At 41.7% G+C, this 18,463-nt stretch carries 18 protein-coding genes; 10 read left to right on the plus strand and 8 right to left on the minus strand.

The annotated features are described in order from the left end of the window. Positions 1 to 50 precede the first annotated feature (50 nt). From AC2VOY_RS08505 to lpxC, 4 genes are all read left to right on the plus strand, one after another. Positions 51 to 848 carry a cell division protein FtsQ/DivIB gene (locus AC2VOY_RS08505; protein WP_491830883.1) on the plus strand — a complete coding sequence of 266 codons (798 nt, stop codon included), beginning with the start codon at positions 51 to 53 and terminating at the stop codon, positions 846 to 848. After that, a complete protein-coding gene (gene ftsA, locus AC2VOY_RS08510; protein WP_491830885.1) occupies positions 849 to 2,126 on the plus strand; it encodes a cell division protein FtsA in 1,278 nt (425 codons plus the stop codon). It abuts the gene before it with no gap. A gap of 176 nt (positions 2,127 to 2,302) precedes the next feature. Beyond that, a complete protein-coding gene (gene ftsZ, locus AC2VOY_RS08515) occupies positions 2,303 to 3,466 on the plus strand; it encodes a cell division protein FtsZ (protein WP_491830887.1) in 1,164 nt (387 codons plus the stop codon). Positions 3,467 to 3,711: 245 nt separating this feature from the next. After that, positions 3,712 to 4,629 (plus strand): UDP-3-O-acyl-N-acetylglucosamine deacetylase, encoded by a 918-nt coding sequence (gene lpxC / locus AC2VOY_RS08520; protein WP_491830888.1) that lies wholly within the window; start codon positions 3,712 to 3,714, stop codon positions 4,627 to 4,629. Positions 4,630 to 4,686: 57 nt separating this feature from the next. Here lpxC and AC2VOY_RS08525 read toward each other — a convergent pair whose 3' ends face one another. Next, positions 4,687 to 5,190, minus strand: coding sequence for a DUF721 domain-containing protein (locus AC2VOY_RS08525; protein ID WP_491830889.1), 504 nt, complete (start codon positions 5,188 to 5,190; stop codon positions 4,687 to 4,689). A gap of 268 nt (positions 5,191 to 5,458) precedes the next feature. Between AC2VOY_RS08525 and secA the strand changes: the two genes are divergently transcribed. From secA to mutT, 4 genes are all read left to right on the plus strand, one after another. Further along, positions 5,459 to 8,161 (plus strand): preprotein translocase subunit SecA, encoded by a 2,703-nt coding sequence (secA, locus tag AC2VOY_RS08530; protein ID WP_491830890.1) that lies wholly within the window; start codon positions 5,459 to 5,461, stop codon positions 8,159 to 8,161. A 154-nt stretch (positions 8,162 to 8,315) separates the two neighbouring features. Further along, a complete protein-coding gene (gene cysD, locus AC2VOY_RS08535; protein ID WP_491830891.1) occupies positions 8,316 to 9,245 on the plus strand; it encodes a sulfate adenylyltransferase subunit CysD in 930 nt (309 codons plus the stop codon). 76 nt (positions 9,246 to 9,321) lie between these two features. Continuing rightward, a complete protein-coding gene (cysN, locus tag AC2VOY_RS08540; RefSeq protein ID WP_491830892.1) occupies positions 9,322 to 10,731 on the plus strand; it encodes a sulfate adenylyltransferase subunit CysN in 1,410 nt (469 codons plus the stop codon). Between the two features lie 77 nt (positions 10,732 to 10,808). Beyond that, complete coding sequence (gene mutT / locus AC2VOY_RS08545; protein ID WP_491830893.1) at positions 10,809 to 11,204, plus strand: 8-oxo-dGTP diphosphatase MutT; 396 nt, start codon at positions 10,809 to 10,811, stop codon at positions 11,202 to 11,204. On the opposite strand, the gene yacG is transcribed toward mutT, so the two are convergent. The 7 genes from yacG to nadC form a co-directional block, all read right to left on the minus strand. Continuing rightward, entirely contained in the window at positions 11,205 to 11,411 is a 207-nt protein-coding gene (gene yacG / locus AC2VOY_RS08550; RefSeq protein WP_491830894.1) for a DNA gyrase inhibitor YacG, read from the minus strand. Between the two features lie 32 nt (positions 11,412 to 11,443). Continuing rightward, positions 11,444 to 12,175 (minus strand): cell division protein ZapD, encoded by a 732-nt coding sequence (zapD, locus tag AC2VOY_RS08555; protein WP_491830895.1) that lies wholly within the window; start codon positions 12,173 to 12,175, stop codon positions 11,444 to 11,446. A 49-nt stretch (positions 12,176 to 12,224) separates the two neighbouring features. After that, the gene (gene coaE, locus AC2VOY_RS08560) at positions 12,225 to 12,842 is read right to left on the minus strand and encodes a dephospho-CoA kinase (protein WP_491830896.1); all 618 of its coding nucleotides are present in this window, start codon (positions 12,840 to 12,842) and stop codon (positions 12,225 to 12,227) included. 34 nt (positions 12,843 to 12,876) lie between these two features. Continuing rightward, on the minus strand, positions 12,877 to 13,767 hold the full coding sequence (locus AC2VOY_RS08565) for a prepilin peptidase (RefSeq protein WP_491830897.1): 891 nt from the start codon (positions 13,765 to 13,767) through the stop codon (positions 12,877 to 12,879). Between the two features lie 18 nt (positions 13,768 to 13,785). Beyond that, complete coding sequence (locus tag AC2VOY_RS08570) at positions 13,786 to 14,979, minus strand: type II secretion system F family protein (protein ID WP_491830899.1); 1,194 nt, start codon at positions 14,977 to 14,979, stop codon at positions 13,786 to 13,788. Between the two features lie 10 nt (positions 14,980 to 14,989). Further along, on the minus strand, positions 14,990 to 15,466 hold the full coding sequence (locus AC2VOY_RS08575; protein WP_491830900.1) for a pilin: 477 nt from the start codon (positions 15,464 to 15,466) through the stop codon (positions 14,990 to 14,992). Between the two features lie 104 nt (positions 15,467 to 15,570). Further along, positions 15,571 to 16,461 carry a carboxylating nicotinate-nucleotide diphosphorylase gene (gene nadC / locus AC2VOY_RS08580; protein ID WP_491830901.1) on the minus strand — a complete coding sequence of 297 codons (891 nt, stop codon included), beginning with the start codon at positions 16,459 to 16,461 and terminating at the stop codon, positions 15,571 to 15,573. Positions 16,462 to 16,591: 130 nt separating this feature from the next. Between nadC and ampD the strand changes: the two genes are divergently transcribed. Further along, positions 16,592 to 17,158, plus strand: a complete 567-nt coding sequence (gene ampD / locus AC2VOY_RS08585) for a 1,6-anhydro-N-acetylmuramyl-L-alanine amidase AmpD (RefSeq protein WP_491830902.1) — start codon at positions 16,592 to 16,594, stop codon at positions 17,156 to 17,158. Between the two features lie 539 nt (positions 17,159 to 17,697). After that, on the plus strand, positions 17,698 to 18,462 hold the full coding sequence (pdhR, locus tag AC2VOY_RS08590) for a pyruvate dehydrogenase complex transcriptional repressor PdhR (RefSeq protein WP_491830903.1): 765 nt from the start codon (positions 17,698 to 17,700) through the stop codon (positions 18,460 to 18,462). The last annotated feature ends 1 nt before the right edge of the window (position 18,463 follow it).

Below are 18,463 nucleotides of genomic sequence, written 5' to 3' on the forward strand. Positions count from 1 at the left end.
TATTAATAAATAAGTTTAATTTAATCAATAAGAATATAAATAAAGTGAAGATGATGGCATCCGTGTCAAGTATTGAGAGTATTCAAATGGCAAAAAAGCCAAGTAAGGCGAGTAAAACTAAGGGAAATCATCAGGTTTTTGGTGGTTTATTTTTGCTTGCGGTCATCTTTGCAACAGTGATCTTAGTTTATAATGCATATAATTGGATGGTTGATACGCAACGTTTACCTTTTGCACGATTAGCTGTGAAAGGTGAACTCACTCATGTGACACCAGAGCTTGTCAGAGATCAGCTTATTTCTGGTGAGCCACTCGGTAACTTTATGACTCAAGATATTGATGCGTTGCAAAAGCGTATTGAAGATATGCCTTGGGTCGAGCATGCAGCTGTTGGTAAGCGTTGGCCTGATTTAATTCAAGTCCAAATTACAGAACATAAAGCGGGTGCGATTTGGAATGGCACCGATTTATTAGACGTTGATGGTAATGTATTTAAAGGTGATCCAAGTTTAGTCTCCCAAGATTTGCCTAAGCTTTTTGGTCCTGATATTGCAGGCAGTGAAGTGTTACAAGTTTGGTTTGAAACCAAAGCTCAGCTTTCACAAATAGGTCGTCAGATGGATGCATTAATATTAAATGAGCGTAATGCTTGGCAAATTATTTTAGATAATGGCATTCGTCTTGAGCTAGGCAAAGACTCACGTAAAGAAAGATTAGGTCGATTTATTAAGCTTTATCGTTATTTAGGTGATAAAGTCGATCAAATCAGTTATATAGATTTAAGATATGATATAGGCGCAGCAGTCGGTTGGCTGTCAGATGAAAAATTAACACAAGAGAGTAAATAAATGAATCAGACCACAGAAGGACATATAGTTGTAGGTCTTGATATTGGCACCGCAACGATTTCCGCACTTGTTGGCGAAGTCTTACCCGACGGCCAAGTCAATGTGATTGGCGCAGGCGAAAGCCCATCGCGCGGCATGGATAAAGGCGGTGTTAATGATCTGGAATCTGTTGTAAAATCCGTACGTAGAGCAATAGATCAAGCCGAATTAATGGCCGAATGCCAGATTTCAGAGGTTTATCTTTCTTTATCTGGAAGCCATATTGGTAGCCGGATTGAAAAAGGCATGGGCGCTATCAGCGATGAAGAAGTTGCCCAAGAAGATATGGACCGCGTCGTTCATACTGCTAAGTCTATCAAAATTGGCGAAGAATTACGTATATTACACGTCATACCGCAAGAATTTACCATCGACTACCAAGAAGGTATCCGCAATCCACTTGGCTTGTCTGGGGTACGAATGGAAGTCAGTGTTCACTTAATTTCTTGCCATAATGATATGGCTCGTAATATTATTAAAGCTGTTGAGCGTTGCGATCTTAAAGTTGAGCAATTGATCTTCTCAGGTCTAGCATCAAGTAATGCTGTGATCACCGAAGATGAGCGAGATTTAGGTGTGTGCGTGATTGATATTGGTGCAGGGACAATGGATATTTCCATTTGGACCGGTGGCTCATTACGTCATGTCGAAGTTATTCCTTATGCAGGGAATGCAGTGACGAGTGATATCGCGTATGCATTTAGTACACCAATCGCAGATGCCGAAGCTTTAAAAGTGAAACATGGCTGCGCCCTGGCTGAATTAGTCGAGCAAGATGATACGATTAACGTGCCAAGTGTGGGCGGACGTCCTTCTCGCAGCCTTAAGCGACAAAGATTGTCTGATATCATCGAACCTAGATATACAGAGCTAATGGGGCTTGCAAATAAAGTTATTTGTACCCAGCAAGATAAAATGCGTGAAAAAGGCATTAAATACCATCTTGCAGCTGGTGTTGTATTAACAGGCGGTGCATCTCAGATTGAAGGTTTAGTTGAATGCGCAGAGCGCGTGTTCAGAGAACAAGTTCGCATAGGTAAACCACAAGATGTAAGTGGCTTGACTGAGTATGTTAAAGATGCCAGCCATTCAACTGCAGTGGGTTTGTTGCATTATGCAAAAGATAGTCAGTTATATGACGAGAGCGAGCATCCACCAGCGCAAAAGAATCCAGAAACTGAATCATCCTTTAAAGGGGTGTTTAAGAAGCTGCGCTCTTGGGTACAAAACGAATTTTAATTTTAATATCTCTTAATATTATATAAGTTTTCACCTGAAGTATAAGTTTTACCACTAGGTTGAAGTAGCAAGTTTTACGTTAAAGTAAAAAAACAGTAAATCTTACATCATTTAGCTAAGGTTTTACGACGTTAAAGGCTAAACTTATGCAAACAGGGAAGAAACGGAGACAACAAATGTTTGAACCAGAAACTACATCAGGAATGTCCGACAACGAAATCGAAGCTGTCATTAAGGTAGTCGGTGTCGGCGGCGGCGGCGGTAACGCTGTGGCTCATATGATTCGTGAATCGATTGCAGGCGTAGGCTTTATTTGTGTCAACACAGATGCACAAGCACTGCGTAAAATGAATGTTGAAAACACTATCCAAATTGGTCAAGAAATCACAAAAGGTCTTGGTGCTGGGGCAAACCCTCAAATTGGTCGTGATTCAGCTTTAGAATCAAAAGAAGAGATCCGTAATGCACTTGAAGGTGCAGATATGGTCTTTATCGCTGTTGGCATGGGTGGTGGTACTGGTACTGGTGCAGCGCCAATTCTAGCAGAAGTTGCCAAAGAGCTTGGTATCCTAACTGTTGCTGTTGTCACTAAGCCGTTTAGCTTTGAAGGCAAAAAGCGTATGACTTTTGCTGAGCAAGGCATCAAAGAACTATCTGAGCACGTTGATTCCCTGATCACTATTCCAAACGATAAGCTTTTAAAAGTTCTTGGTCGCAACGTGACGCTACTTGAAGCTTACTCAAAAGTTAACGATGTACTAAAAGACGCGGTTGAAGGTATTGCTGACCTTATCACACGCCCTGGTGACATGAACGTTGACTTTGCAGACGTACGTACAGTTATGTCTGAAATGGGTCATGCGATGATGGGTAGTGCATCAGCAACAGGTGAAGACCGTGCGATCCGCGCTGCAGAAGAAGCGATTTCAAGTCAACTACTTGAAGATATCGATCTGGCTGGCGCACGTGGCGTACTGGTTAACATCACTGCGGGTGAAAACCTTGGTCTTGAAGAGTTCATCACTGTTGGTGATAGTGTTCGTCAATTCGCATCAGATAACGCAACAGTGGTTGTAGGTACTTCTATCGAACCAGATCTTGGTGATGAGCTACGCGTAACTGTTGTTGCAACAGGTATTGGTAGCGAACTACAGACCAACAACATTAAGCTTGTTGCGGGCAATACTAGTTCGACAGCAGCAAAAACTGACACGCCAGCAGCACAACCTGCAGCGGCAGAAAAAGCAGAAGAACCAAAACCGGCTGCGCGCCCAGAGAAAGATGCAACATATATGGATAATTACGATTTTCCTACTTTCTTGCGTAACCAAGCAGACTAATTTTTTAGCCGTCATTGAGTAATCTTAACTAAGTTACTCAAATTAGCGTGAAACTTTAAAATATTTGGTTTGTCCAATCGTGCAGTATTTAATCATCTTTGATATGCTGCACAATTGTGCTATAATGGACTACCGCAATAAAATTACTTGAGAATAAATCTCATTTAGGCTAGTGTATAAACTAGCTTAATAAATAAGCTGATTGCGGTAGCTTGCAATTTGTAGCATATAACGAGGCAATATTCATGATAAGACAACGTACTTTAAAAGAGATGGTGAAAACGACTGGAGTGGGTCTACACTCTGGACGTAAAGTCACACTTACGTTGCGCCCAGCACCTGCAAATACTGGTATTATTTACCGTCGTATGGATGTGAATCCACCGGTAGATTTTAAATCAGATGCATATTCTGTTCGTGACACTATGTTGTGTACAGCTCTTGTGAATGATGAAGGCGTTCGCATTTCAACCGTTGAGCACTTAAATGCTGCTTTGGCTGGAATGGGTATCGACAATATCATCATTGAAGTAGATGCACCTGAGATCCCAATTATGGACGGTAGCGCAAGCCCGTTTGTATATTTGCTGCAATCTGCAGGCATTGAAACATTGAACGCAGCGAAGCGTTTTATCCGCATTAAGAAACCTGTTCGCATCGAAGATGGCGATAAGTGGGCTGAACTTGTGCCTTACAATGGTTTCCGTATGGATTTTCAAATTGATTTTGATCACCCTGCGATCGATGCTGATGAACAACACATGCTGTTTGATTTTTCATCTCAAGCATTTATTAAAAATATCTCGCGTGCGCGTACATTCGGCTTTATGCGTGATATTGAACAACTGCAATCACAAAACTTATGTTTAGGTGGTAGTTTTGATAATGCGATCGTTTTAGATGAATTCAAAATCCTGAACGAAGATGGCCTTCGCTATAATAATGAATTTGTTACCCACAAAGTTCTTGATGCGATTGGTGACTTGTATATGTCAGGCTATAGCATTGTTGGTGAACTACGTGCATATAAAACAGGTCATGCATTAAATAATAAACTATTGCGTGCATTGCTTGAAAACCAAGAAGCATGGGAATGGACAACATTCGAAGAAAAAGCTGGCTCGCCAGTGGCTTTCGTCGAACCAAACATGATTCTTGCTTAAAATTAGTGAAATATCTAAAGAACCAGACATTCAATATAGTGTCTGGTTTTTTTATACTTATTTTTTAAGTTTAGCTAAGCGCTCGAGACTCGCTTTCATCTTAGGTGGTGCATTTTCGGCAAGTGCTAGTAGATTTGCCGCAGTTTCTGCGCTCATTTTACGTTTCCCATTCTCAGTGCGTAAAGCGTCTTGTTCCTTTTTTGCTTGAGTGAAACGGTTAATTGGTTGCGCAGAAGTCGGCGCTTGAGAGCGGTATAAGTTAGGATCTATCTTAAATTCGATGGAGCTTAAACTCGCAAATCCGGATTGGCGTAGTTTTGATAGGATCGAAATACGCTCGAACTCGAGTTGACGTTTTTGCGCCGCACTTGCGACTAAAATTACAAGCACCCCTTGATGGATTTGAGTGGCATGACAAAGGTGGCTAAGTTGCTTTGGAAGCGCACTGGCAAGAACTTTATTGAGCGCTTGCATGCTATTTAGTTGTGTTTGAAGCCTTTCTAAACCTTGATGTTTAAAAAGGGTATGTGCAAGCTGTGGCCTGTGATCTCGATCTTGCATAAAACACCATAGAATTTGATTTATAACTCTTAATTTAAGCATAATAATATCGCTTCAGCTTTAGATAAGATAGCTTAAACTGCTTAAATTTCATAGAATAGAAGCACGTAAAAGATCCGCGTCTCAAAGCTTATTATCCACTTTGAGCAAGTTGGACCTTGAAACAAGCAGGGATCGCCCTTATATCTGATTTATCATACAAAAATTATATCAAGCTAGATTGATATGCCGCCTCGGTATCCGATCATCAAAGAGAGAAATAAAGCACATGATAGGCAAGCTAATTACCAGTGTTATTGGTAGTCGTAATGATAGAACGCTGCGACGTTTAAGAAAAATTGTAAAAGTGATCAACAACTTTGAGCCAGAATTTGAAAAGTTAAGCGATGAAGAGCTCAAGGCTAAAACAATTGAGTTTCGTGAGCGTCTAGCGCAAGGTGAATCATTAGATGCACTAATGCCAGAAGCCTTTGCGACAGTTCGTGAAGCTTCAAAGCGTGTTTTTGGCATGCGTCACTTTGATGTTCAGCTTATCGGTGCCATGGTGCTTAACAATGGTCAAATCGCAGAGATGCGTACAGGTGAAGGTAAAACCCTAACCGCAACGCTTGCCGCTTACCTCAACGCCTTGCCGCAAAAAGGTGTGCACGTCATTACAGTCAATGACTATCTTGCTTCTCGTGATGCGGAAACTAACCGTCCACTCTTTGAATTCCTAGGCATGACAGTTGGCGTTAACATTGCCAACATGATGCCTCCTGAAAAACAAGCCGCTTACGCATGTGATATTTTATATGGCACAAACAATGAGTTTGGCTTCGATTACCTACGTGACAACATGGCTTTCCGTAAAGAAGATCGCGTTCAACGTGAACGTTTCTTTGCAGTTGTCGATGAAGTGGATTCAATCTTAATCGATGAAGCGCGTACGCCTTTGATCATCTCAGGTCCAGCAGAAGATAGCTCAGATCTATATATCAAAGTGAACAAGCTAATCCCAAGCCTTGAACTGCAAGATGAAGAAGATTCTGAAGAGTATCGCGGCACAGGTCACTACACTTTAGATGAAAAAGCGAAACAAGTGTATCTGACAGAAACTGGTCAAGAATATGTTGAAGAGCTGCTGATTCAAAACGGCTTGATGGAAGAAGGTGATACGCTTTATTCTCCTGCCAACATCAGTCTACTGCACCATGTGAACGCTGGTTTACGCGCGCATGTGTTGTTTGAAAAAGACGTTGACTACATTGTTGATGATGGCGAAATCGTGATTGTCGACGAGCACACAGGTCGTACTATGCCGGGTCGTCGCTGGTCTGAAGGTTTGCACCAAGCGGTGGAAGCAAAAGAAGGCGTGAAGATCCAAAATGAAAACCAAACTTTGGCATCGATCACCTTCCAGAACTACTTCCGTCTGTATGAAAAACTATCTGGTATGACAGGTACAGCAGATACTGAAGCATTCGAATTCAAATCAATCTACAACCTTGAGACAGTGGTAATTCCAACCAACCGTCCAATGCAACGTAATGATATGCCAGACATTGTTTATGGCACTGAAGCAGATAAATTTGCTGCTATCATCGAAGATATTAAAGAGCGTGTGGCCAATGGTCAGCCAGTGCTTGTGGGTACGGTTTCGATTGAAAAATCTGAGCTTTTATCTGACGCACTGAAAAAAGCTAAAATTAAACATAGCGTCTTGAACGCAAAATTCCACGAAAAAGAAGCTGAAATCATCGCCTATGCAGGTGAACCAGGCGCTGTAACCATCGCAACCAACATGGCTGGTCGTGGTACAGATATCATGCTTGGCGGTAGTTGGCAGACTGAAGTTGCGAAAATTGAAAATCCAACCGATGAGCAAATCGCACAAATCAAAGCGAAATGGCAAGAAAAACATGACCAAGTATTGGCGTCAGGTGGTCTACACATCATAGGTACTGAGCGTCACGAGTCTCGTCGTATCGATAACCAGTTACGTGGTCGTGCAGGTCGTCAGGGTGATGCAGGTTCTTCTCGCTTCTACCTATCAATGGAAGATTCATTACTGCGTATCTTTACCTCAGATCGCATGGCAAGCATGATCCAAAACGGTATGGGTGACGGTGAAGCGATTGAAAGTCGTATGCTTTCTCGCTCAATTGAAAAAGCGCAGCGTAAAGTTGAAGGCCGTAACTTTGATATCCGTAAGCAATTGCTTGATTACGATGATGTTGCCAATGACCAACGTAAAGTTGTCTATGAGCTACGTGATGAGTTAATGATGAGTGATGACATCAGCGAGATGCTAGAGCAAAACGCACATGATGTTTACTCTCAAGTCTTCGAGCAATATATTCCGCCTCAATCACTTGATGAAATGTGGGATGTGAAAGGTCTTGAAGAGCGCCTAGCAGCGGACTTTGGTTTAAATCTACCTATCCAAGAATGGCTAGATGAAGATGACAAATTACACGAAGAAAACCTACGTGAGCGTATTATCGAGACTGCACTTGCTGAATATCGCAGCAAAGAAGATGCAGTCGGCGCACAGGTGCTACGTAACTTTGAAAAACAAGTGATGCTGCAAACGCTTGATACATTATGGAAAGAGCATCTTTCTGCCATGGATCACTTACGTCAAGGTATTCATTTGCGTGGTTATGCGCAAAAAGATCCAAAACAAGAGTATAAGCGTGAGTCATTTGAACTATTTGAAAACTTGCTTGATAGCTTGAAATACGATGTGGTTTCAGTCTTGAGTAAAGTCCATGTTCAGCGTCAAGAAGAAGTGGATCAAATGGAAGAGCAGCGCCGCGCTGAAGCCGAAGCTCTTGCGCGTCAGCAGCAACTTCAACACCAGTCCGCAACGACAGGTGAGAACACTGCGACGCAGCCAAACGAAGGCATGCCAAAAGTTGGACGTAACGAGCCTTGCCCTTGTGGTAGCGGTAAGAAGTTCAAGCAGTGCCACGGTAAGATTGCTTAGCGAAAATATTGCTTAAACGCACTACCTTATGGTTTAAGCGTATATAACTTAAAACGAAACGTTTTAACAGGCCACCTCATTCGGGGTGGCTTTTTTATTGGCGGGTTTTACAATGGATTAACAATTTAATTCCAGAAATTAGAACGGACTCGCTATGAAATCTCAGCTAAAAAAAGATTTATCCGTAGAAAGAATGACTCACTTAAAACAGCTTGAAGCTGAGTCAATTCATATCATTCGTGAAGTGGCAGCAGAGTTTGATAACCCTGTGATGCTTTATTCTGTCGGTAAAGATTCTTCTGTCATGCTCCACCTTGCCAAAAAAGCCTTTGCACCAGGCGTGCCACCATTTCCATTAATGCATGTGGATACGACTTGGAAATTCAAAGAAATGATTGAATTTCGTGATCAAATGGCCGAAAAGGTCGGCATGAAGCTTATCGTGCACCAAAACCCAGAAGGCCTTGAGCTCAATATTAGTCCATTTGAAAATGGCTCAAAGCACACTGACATCATGAAAACCCAAGGCTTAAAGCAAGCATTGGACAAGTATGGCTTTGACGCTGCATTTGGTGGTGCACGCCGTGATGAAGAAAAATCTCGCGCTAAAGAGCGTGTCTATTCTTTCCGTGATTCACAACACAGATGGGATCCGAAAAACCAACGTCCTGAATTGTGGGATATTTATAACGGCAAAGTAAATCAAGGTGAAAGCATTCGTGTATTCCCGCTTTCAAACTGGACTGAACTCGACATTTGGCAATATATCTACCTAGAAAATATTGAAATTCCTGATCTTTATTTCTCTAAAGTGCGCCCAGTGGTAGAGCGTGATGGCATGCTGATCATGAAAGATGATGAGCGTATGCAACTCAAAGAAGGTGAAAAACTGGTCGAGAAGATGGTTCGCTTTCGCACCTTAGGCTGTTACCCGTTAACAGGTGCGGTCGAATCCCATGCGACAACACTACCTGAAATCATTCAAGAAATGCTGCTCACGACAACATCTGAGCGTCAAGGGCGGGCGATTGATCATGATTCGTCGGGGTCGATGGAGAAGAAGAAGCGAGAGGGTTATTTCTAATCTTCTTCATATCTGAAGATTACTGATTTTAAAAGTCGTTAGCGCACTTAAAAATAATTCTAAGGGAAGACACACTATGTCACATAGCTCAGAGCTTATTGCTACAGATATTGAAGCTTACTTGAAAGTACATGAAAACAAAGATTTATTAAGATTTATCACTTGCGGTAGCGTGGATGATGGTAAATCAACACTGATTGGACGCCTGCTTTTTGATAGCAAGCTAATCTATGAAGATCAAATGGCTGCGATTGAAAAAGACTCGCAAAAATTTAATACCACGAATCAAGAATTTGACTTAGCGCTTTTAGTTGATGGCTTGCAATCTGAACGTGAGCAAGGGATTACCATTGATGTTGCCTATCGTTATTTCTCAACCGATAAGCGCAAATTTATTATTGCAGATACTCCAGGACATGAGCAATATACGCGTAACATGGCAACCGGAGCATCAACCTCTGATCTTGCGATTGTTATGGTCGATGCGCGTTACGGGATCCAAACCCAGACCCGTCGTCATAGCTACATTTGTAGCTTACTTGGGATCAAGCATGTGATCGTTGCGATCAACAAAATGGATCTGATGGATTATAACCAAAAGGTTTATCAAAAGATTAAATCTGATTATCGTGAAATGGCAAAGCATTTGAATATTGATGATATTCGTTTTGTGCCAATCTCAGCCCTGATGGGTGATAACGTGGTGACGCCAAGTGAGAATATGGATTGGTATCCGGGTTCAACCTTGATGAAACTTTTGGAAACGGTGAAGATAGATCAAGATAAGAATCTTGAGAATATGCGCTTCCCTGTTCAATATGTGAATCGACCACATTTAGATTTTCGCGGTTTTTGTGGCACGCTCGCCTCTGGGATTGTCAGCGTTGGAGATGAAATTAAAGCGCTGCCGTCAGGTAAAACTAGCCGCGTGAAGTCTATCTACACCTATGATGGTGAGCTTGAAATGGCAACGCCGGGAATGGCGATCACCTTAACCCTTGAAGATGAGATTGATATCTCGCGCGGCGATGTGATCACTCATTCGACCCAAGAGGTTGAAGTGACCAACCATTGTGAAGCACATATTGTGTGGATGGGTGAAACGCCACTGCGCACGAATAAAGAGTACAACTTTAAGTTCGGCAGCAAGTCTTGTTTTGGTAAGATAAGCGAATTGCATCATAAAATTGATGTGAATACGCTCGAGCAACTTGAAGACTCAACAGACTCAATCATGCTCAATGAGATAGCGAATGCGAGCGTGCAACTCTCTGAAAAAATCGTGCTCGACAAGTTTGACGACCTGCCAAAAACGGGTGCCTTTATTATTATTGATCGCCACTCGAATGTGACGGTTGGCGCAGGTATGGTGCATCAATTAAAAGATCAGCAAGATGGCGTGCTACGTGAATATACCAAAGCAGACCGAGATCTAAATGCTTATATTCGCAAGCATTATCCTGAATGGGAATGCGCTCAAATTTAAATCATGTATAGTTAAATCTGGATTCAAACATAACCAAGCCCTAGTTATCTTTCTAGGGCTTTTTTTAGGTAAAAAAAATGAAAAGAATTAAAATCGTCGCTGGCATCATTTTTAACGCAGAGCAAGACAAAATATTTATTACTAAGCGTGGTAATCACCAAGACCAAGGCGGCTTTTGGGAGTTTCCTGGAGGTAAGGTTGAGCTTGGCGAGGAGAGCAGCGCTGCGCTTATTCGTGAGTTAGACGAAGAAGTAGGTATTCAAGTTAGTGAGCTTGAACTCTTTGATAGCTTTGATTATGACTACCCAAACAAATCACTTTCATTTGAGTTTTTCAGCGTGACTAAGTTTGCTAGCAAGCCTTTTGGTAAAGAAGGGCAAATTGGTGAATGGGTTGCACTTGAAGACTTAACTAAGTATGAGTTTCCAAGTGCCAATGTTCCTGTAATGCAAAAGCTTGTGCCGAAGCTTTAATTAGCTTTCACTCCAGCCATCTGAGTCAGACATATCTGGCGCGCCAGCGATGGCGTTTTCTTCATCAGCCCAAGTGCCAAAGTCAATCAGTTGGCACTTTTTGCTACAAAATGGGCGATATTCGCTTTCTTCCCCCCAGACCACATCTGTCTTACAGGTTGGGCATTTCACTATGGTTTGTTTTTTCGGGCTACTAGGTTGAGACATGGGGTTTCCTAAAGTCTAAAGTCAGTTCAGTATTAACAAATCGCTAATTTAAAATCTAAATCCTGCAAATACGCCTCGCCAGTTTCAAATTTCATAAATTTAATATTAAAACGTTGGCGGCTACCTGAAATCATTGGATAGCAATTAAGCTCCATCGGAATATCAAGTCGCAGCAATTGCGCATCATCACAATCACTTTGATAAGTGCCACGCTTGGCCGTAATAGGTTTTAATGGCGTCGCATTACGCATGAAATAAAGATATAAATCCAATGAGTCTTTCATCGTATCAAGGCTTTGTGTCCAAAGGGCTAAATCTTGCTCACGCTTTTCTAGTGGTGAGTTTAGCCAATGATGCACCATAGGCAAGTCAAAACTGCATAAGCCTTTGGAGATATAAAATCGCTGACGGATGTTGAGTAAAAACTTATCATTACGCAACTGCTCTCCGAAACGCGGGCTAGACTTTAACCCAGTAATTGTATGCGTGATTTTATCTAAGGCATTTTGCAACGCATCTTGGTTAATATCAGGGATATTGAGCCAACCTTGATATTGATTACGCAGGGCTTCAAAATCTTTAGTGAGATCTTGTTTGAGTTGGAACTGATCTAAAAGCTCAAGCAGATCAAAGGTATTGCGAAATAATACATGATAATGAACGGTTTCATGTTCAAGCGCCGCTGTGTATATACCCTTTAGTAAAGATTCTACTCTAAGATACATGCGAATTTTTTCTGTTAGAGGATGTTCGAATATATACATGAGTCTGTCATCTGATCCTTTAATGATGAGTGCGCAAGCTTAGCCTTTATTATGAGTCTTGTTTAGCCTTCGCCATCGCTAAGTACTGATAATGCAGTGTATCGACTTGCTGCTTTAATTGATTCAAATCTATGTCATTATTGTTGATCACATCATCTGCCTGCGCAAGACGAGTTTTCCTGTCAATTTGGGCACTTAGGATTGCTTTTGCTTGGCTAATAGACACATTATCGCGTGCTGTGGTGCGTTTGAGTTGGGTTGCCTCATCCACATCGACAACTAAGACGCGATCAACTAAATATTCAAGCTTATTTTCAATTAAAAGCGGTGCAACTAAAATTGCGTAAGGGCTGGTTGCTTGAGCCAAGCTAGCTTGGATTTGCTTGCGGATAAGTGGATGTAAAAGCTGATTTAACCAGTCTTTTTCTGCTTCATGATTAAAAATAATATCCCTTAATTTACCTCTATTTAGGCTCTTGTCTGAGCGTAAAATCTCGGCGCCAAATCTATTCTCGATTTCTTTTAATGCAGGAGTGTTTGGCTCTACCACTTGCCTTGCAATCACATCGGCATCGATGATATCAATTTGATGTGCACGCTCAAAGTGATCCGACACTTGGGTTTTACCACTCGCAATCCCGCCGGTAAGTCCGATAATAAAAGGCATGCTTTGTCCTTATCCTGAAAATGAGAAAATACTCTTATGAGAGCAGTGAGAAATAGGCTGAAAATAAGTTGTCTTTAAAGATTAAGATAATCCAAAAGCCAAGTGCTAAGTATGGGCCAAATGGGAACATATTTTGCAAGTCTTGCTGGTTACGCTTGAGTGAGATTATCCCGCCAATGATCCCCAAAATCGCAGCAATTAAGATCATGCTCGGCAAGGGCATCCAACCCAGCCAAGCGCCAGCTGCCGCAAAGAGTTTAAAGTCCCCGTAGCCTAAACCTTCTTTGCCCGTAATAAGTTTAAATCCCCAATACAAAGACCATAAACTTAAATAACCGGCAATGGCGCCCCAAAGGCTAGATTCAATGGAAATTGGGCTGATGCCGATAAGGCTTGCAATGATCCCTGCCCATAATAATGGCAAGGTAATATTGTCTGGCAGAATAAAATGATCCGAATCGATAAAAGCTAAGCAAATCAAAGCATAAGTCACGCCTAGAAGACATAAAGTATAAGGTGAATAGCCAAATTTATAAGCCACATAACTCGAAGCGCAAGCTGTTAAGAGCTCAATTAAAGGGTATCTGGCAGAGATCTTTGTATTGCAATGATGGCATTTTCCTTTAAGCATAATCCAGCTAAGGAGTGGAATATTATACCAAAAAGGAATCAAGCTTTTACACTTAGGGCAATGCGAGCGCGGCAGGCTTAAGTTTAATTCAGATGTATCGAGTGGCGCTTGTGTGATAGGTTTTTGTGTTTTGGGATCTAAGTTAGAGTGAATGTTAGCATCTTGCTCCCATTGGCGCTCAAGCATAATCGGCAAGCGGTAGATCACCACATTTAAAAAACTACCGATAATCAAGCCGAAGATCCCCGCCAAAACAGGAAGTAACCACGGATAAAGTTCGAATACTACTGGCATGTGGATCCTCGGGTTGATTTATACACTTTGGATTAAATCTAAAATAGGCAAATATAGCGCTAACAACACAAAAGCTATCATGGTGCCTATAAATAATAGAAAGATAGGTTCAATAAAGCTTAAAACAGGGGTGATTTTTTTATCTAAGTCTTGCTGTAAATTGGTTGCAACGCGTTGACACTGAGCACTTAGTGTACCTGAAGTCTCACCAATTTTGATCCCTTCGATCACAAAATCAGGGTATATTTTTTCATTGCGCATGGCATCACTGAGACTGCTCCCTTGGCGAATGGAAATATATAAATTTTGATAGGCTAAAGAAAGCTTATCTAAGCGACTTGTTCGTTGGCAGAGCAATAAACTTTTAGTTAATTCAAGTTCGGCTGAACATGCGCTTGCAAGTGTTTGGATGCTTAAGTACAACTCAAGTTCAAGAACATATTGCTTTAATATCGGGATCTTCGCTGCAATCTCAAAAGCATGACGTTTAAAATAAATCACGCCCACAGCGAATAAGCCTGCTTGGATAGCAAAAAATAAGCCTAAGTGATCTAAAAATACCTGATTAAGCATAAATAAATTTTCACTAAAGCTAGGCAGTTTGGCATTAAATTGGCTGAAAATTAAAGCAAATTTAGGTAGCACAAATAAAAAAGTGAATAAAAACAGGGCATAACTCATCACTAGCACCAAAGTAGGGTAAAGCATGGCTTTTTTGATTTGCTTGTTTATCTCTAAAAGCTTTTTTAAATGCGAACTCAAAAACTCGAAGCTTTCAGCAAGTGCGCCGGTTTGCTCACCAAGGCGAATAAGTTGGCAATATAAGGGATCAAAGCAAGCGTCAAATCGAGCAAGGGATAAATGCAGCGGTGCGCCTGTTTGTACTAAGCGTCGAATATAAAAAACTTGAGCTTGAAAGAGCTTATCTTTTGTTTGCTGTTTGGCTGCTATATCTAAAGCTTGCAGTAAAGGAATATTGGCTTTGAGTAAGCTTGCCATTGTCTCAGTAAACTCATATTTAAGTTCACTTTTAGGTTTTGCTCTGGTGAATTTAGCGTAATAGGATTTAGTCGATGTGAGCTTTAAGGGCAAGATCCCTTGCTGGCGCAGATGCAAACTCACCTCTTTTTTACTTTCACCTAAAGAGATCCCATGACAAGTTGCTTGTTTGCGGATCCCTTGCCATTGATAAGTATGAACTTGAGATTGCATCTTGCGCTCCTTATTTAGCTGCGAGTTGACATGAATTTGGGAGTTGTTCAGCTTGAATGTCGCTGCTGGTGACTATGCATTGCCATTGTCCATCCGCATCTCGCAGCAGGCTAAGCGTACTATTGGCAGCAGCGCCAGACGTAATATCTGCCACGATCTCACCCGTTATCCCGCTTTGTGGGGTAAAGCGTATATTGCCTAAGTTAAATTTTCGCTCAGCATGTGTAGGGAAAGTGCCTTGTTCACTAATTGCTAATTCCACATCGAGCTTTTGCGCACTGGCTTGAGCAAGGCTGGTACTGAGCGCTGCTTTTTGCAGATACTTTTGATATTTAGGGATCCCCATACTGACTAATAGGGCAATTACGGCAAGCACCATCATTAATTCAATTAACGTAAAACCAAGGGCTTTGGTGCGAAGATGATTCGTATTTTTGCGAGGTTTGAAGGAAAAGGTGTGGTTAAAAATAGATCTAAATAAAAACATATAGCGGCTCCTAGCTAAAAATGTCGATATGACACAAGAAATTTAGCTAAGGAGCACGCAGAGCGTTGTCACACTTTTAAGAAATGTCTTAAAAAGGTGAAAGATTAATCTTGAAAGCGCATAGAAAGATCGAGTGCTTTAATATGCTTAGTTAAAGCGCCAACAGAGATATAATCCACGCCAGTTTCAGCATAAGTGCGCAGGGTTTCCATGGTCACATTACCTGAGTTTTCAAGTGCAGCGCGGCCTTGGTTAATTTTCACTGCTTCTAGCATCATCTCAACGCTAAAGTTATCTAGCATCACAATATCAGCGCCGGCATCAATCGCGCGTGATAACTCATCTAAAGACTCAGTTTCAATCTCAACCGGCTTACCTGGGTTTAGCGCTTTGGCTGTTTGGATTGCCTTTTCAAGACCACCGCAAGCGATAATATGATTTTCTTTAATTAAATAAGCATCATAAACGCCGATTCTATGATTAAAGCCGCCGCCACAAGAGACAGCATATTTTAATGCATAGCGCAGACCTGGCAGCGTTTTACGCGTATCAAGCAGTTTGCAGTGTGTACCTTCAAGGGCTTTGACATAGCGCGCGGTTTCAGTCGCGCAACCAGATAGCGTTTGAATAAAGTTCATGGCATTACGCTCACCGGTAAGCAAAATACGCGCAGGGCCAGTTAAAGTGCAAATTACTTGGTTTGGCTCAAGGGTATCGCCGTCTTGGACCTGCCAATCGATCGTCACTTCGCCGCCAAGTTGCTTAAACACTTCTTCCGCCCAAGCCACGCCACAAAAAACGCCTGCTTCTCGTGTGATAAGGGTTGCGGTGTTAATCGTGTCCGCAGGAATAAGGCTTGCCGTAATATCCGCATTTGGATCAAGCGTGCCGCCAAGGTCTTCTTTTAAAGTGTCGCTGACCATGCGCGTGATTTCAGCTGGAAGGCGCTGCTTGAGATCTTCTAAACGCGCAATACTATTGTGAGCATTTGTCATAAATTTATTCCTTGAACATGAAATTAGATGTTATGTTTTTATCATACTGGAAATTCAGCATTTCATCAGCGTTTGATTCTACAAAACGGCTGTGATTGTACAAAATTAACCAATAAACTACAGGTATTTCATGAACAAGTTTCACATCAACGCAGAGCATTGGCTTGAAGGGGTCAAGCACTGCCCATCACCATTTTGTAATCAAAGACAGACGCTTGAAAACGATGAGTTAGATATCTCATTGCTAGTGCTACACCATATTAGTCTGCCGCCAAGGCAATTTGGTGGGCCTTATATCGAGCAGCTTTTCACGGGTACGCTCAATCCAGATGATCATCCATTTTTTGAATCGATTAAGCATCTAAAAGTTTCAGCCCATTGTTTAATTCGCCGAGATGGCGAGGTGATCCAGTTTGTGCCTTTTGATATGCGTGCTTGGCATGCTGGGGTTTCAAGTTTTGCAGGGCGCGAGGCATGCAATGATTACTCAATTGGAATTGAGCTTGAGGGGAGTGAGCTAGATGCTTACACCGAAGCGCAATATCAAAGCCTGCAAGCCGTCACTAAAAGTTTGCAGGCGCGATATCCGAAAATCACCCGTCAGCGGATCACCGGACACCAATTTATCGCCCCATTACGTAAACCGGACCCAGGACTGACCTTTAACTGGCGTTATTATTTCGGTTTATTAGGCTAAATTTGATTAATTTTACTACTGAAAAGAAAAAACCTTGGGTACTCTTAAACGCATATTTTAATTAGGTTTATTCTTCGTTATAAGCTTCTAATACTTTCGTATTAATACTTGCAGGTGCTGATCCAAGCCTTATCTTTGATATCAAAAGATGAAGGATGGATCACCTTGATGTCACATCTCTTGGTTAATTTAGCTATTGACTGCTTGGATGTCGGTTAAACAAGGTAACAAAGCTAAATTTCATTGTTGCGTGTGAGCCTAGCCACAGCTTAACTATGCGCAATTTTTTCTACGCTTTTTCTTGGTTAAGATAGGCATTAAATGTCATTAAAAACACAAAATAATAACTTTACCGAATAAAATATTTAACATGTGCACCTATAAATGGTTAGAGACTTGTTATTTTAGGCTGATTTCCATGACCTAAATCAAGTTTTGTCTGGACACTTGATATTTGATTCGGTACTATTTTGTATGAGTTAAGTAATTGGTAAGACCAATTTACAATCAAAATCAAGATGGACAAATAGAGAAGTGCAATGGCTCGGATTAAGCAACCTAAATTATCGGATGTGATCGAGAAAGAACTCGAAAAACTCATCATCGAAGGAAGCTTATCCGCAGGGCAGCAATTACCGCCAGAGCGGGAGCTTGCCAAGCAATTTGAAGTTTCAAGGCCTTCTATACGTGAAGCGATTCAACGCTTAGAAGCGAGGAAACTGCTTAGGCGCCGTCAAGGTGGTGGCACCTTTGTCAGCGAAAGCTTAGGTAAATCATTTGAAGATCCTTTACTTGATTTATTAAGCACACACAAAGAGACGCAACTTGATTTACTTGAAACCCGCCATGCAATGGAAGGTGTTTCTGCATATTTTGCCGCGCTGCGTGGCACTCAAGAAGATTTTGAACGTATCGAGCGCTATCAAAAACTTGCCGCTCAAGCGACTCTTGAGAAAAATATGAGCGAAGAAGTTTGCGCTGTCATGAAGATGCTGATAGCGATTACCGAAGGCTCACACAATATGGTTTTGCTCCACATAGTCAAAAGCCTTGCGCCATTACTTGAGCAAAACATACTACAGAATTTTGAATTACTTCATCGTCGCGATGAGGTTATAGCTAAGGTGAGTGATCACCGTGCCGCGATTGTGCAGGCGATTATCGAGCGTCGCCCTGAAGATGCTCGTAATGCGTCGCATGCACACTTGGCTTATATTGAAGAAACCTTGCTGGATTTGTCGATGGAAGAAGGGCGACGTAAACGCTCACTGCGCCGAATCAAGCAAAGTAATGAATCACAATGAC

The organism is Vibrio sp. KMM 9700, from assembly GCF_058545285.1.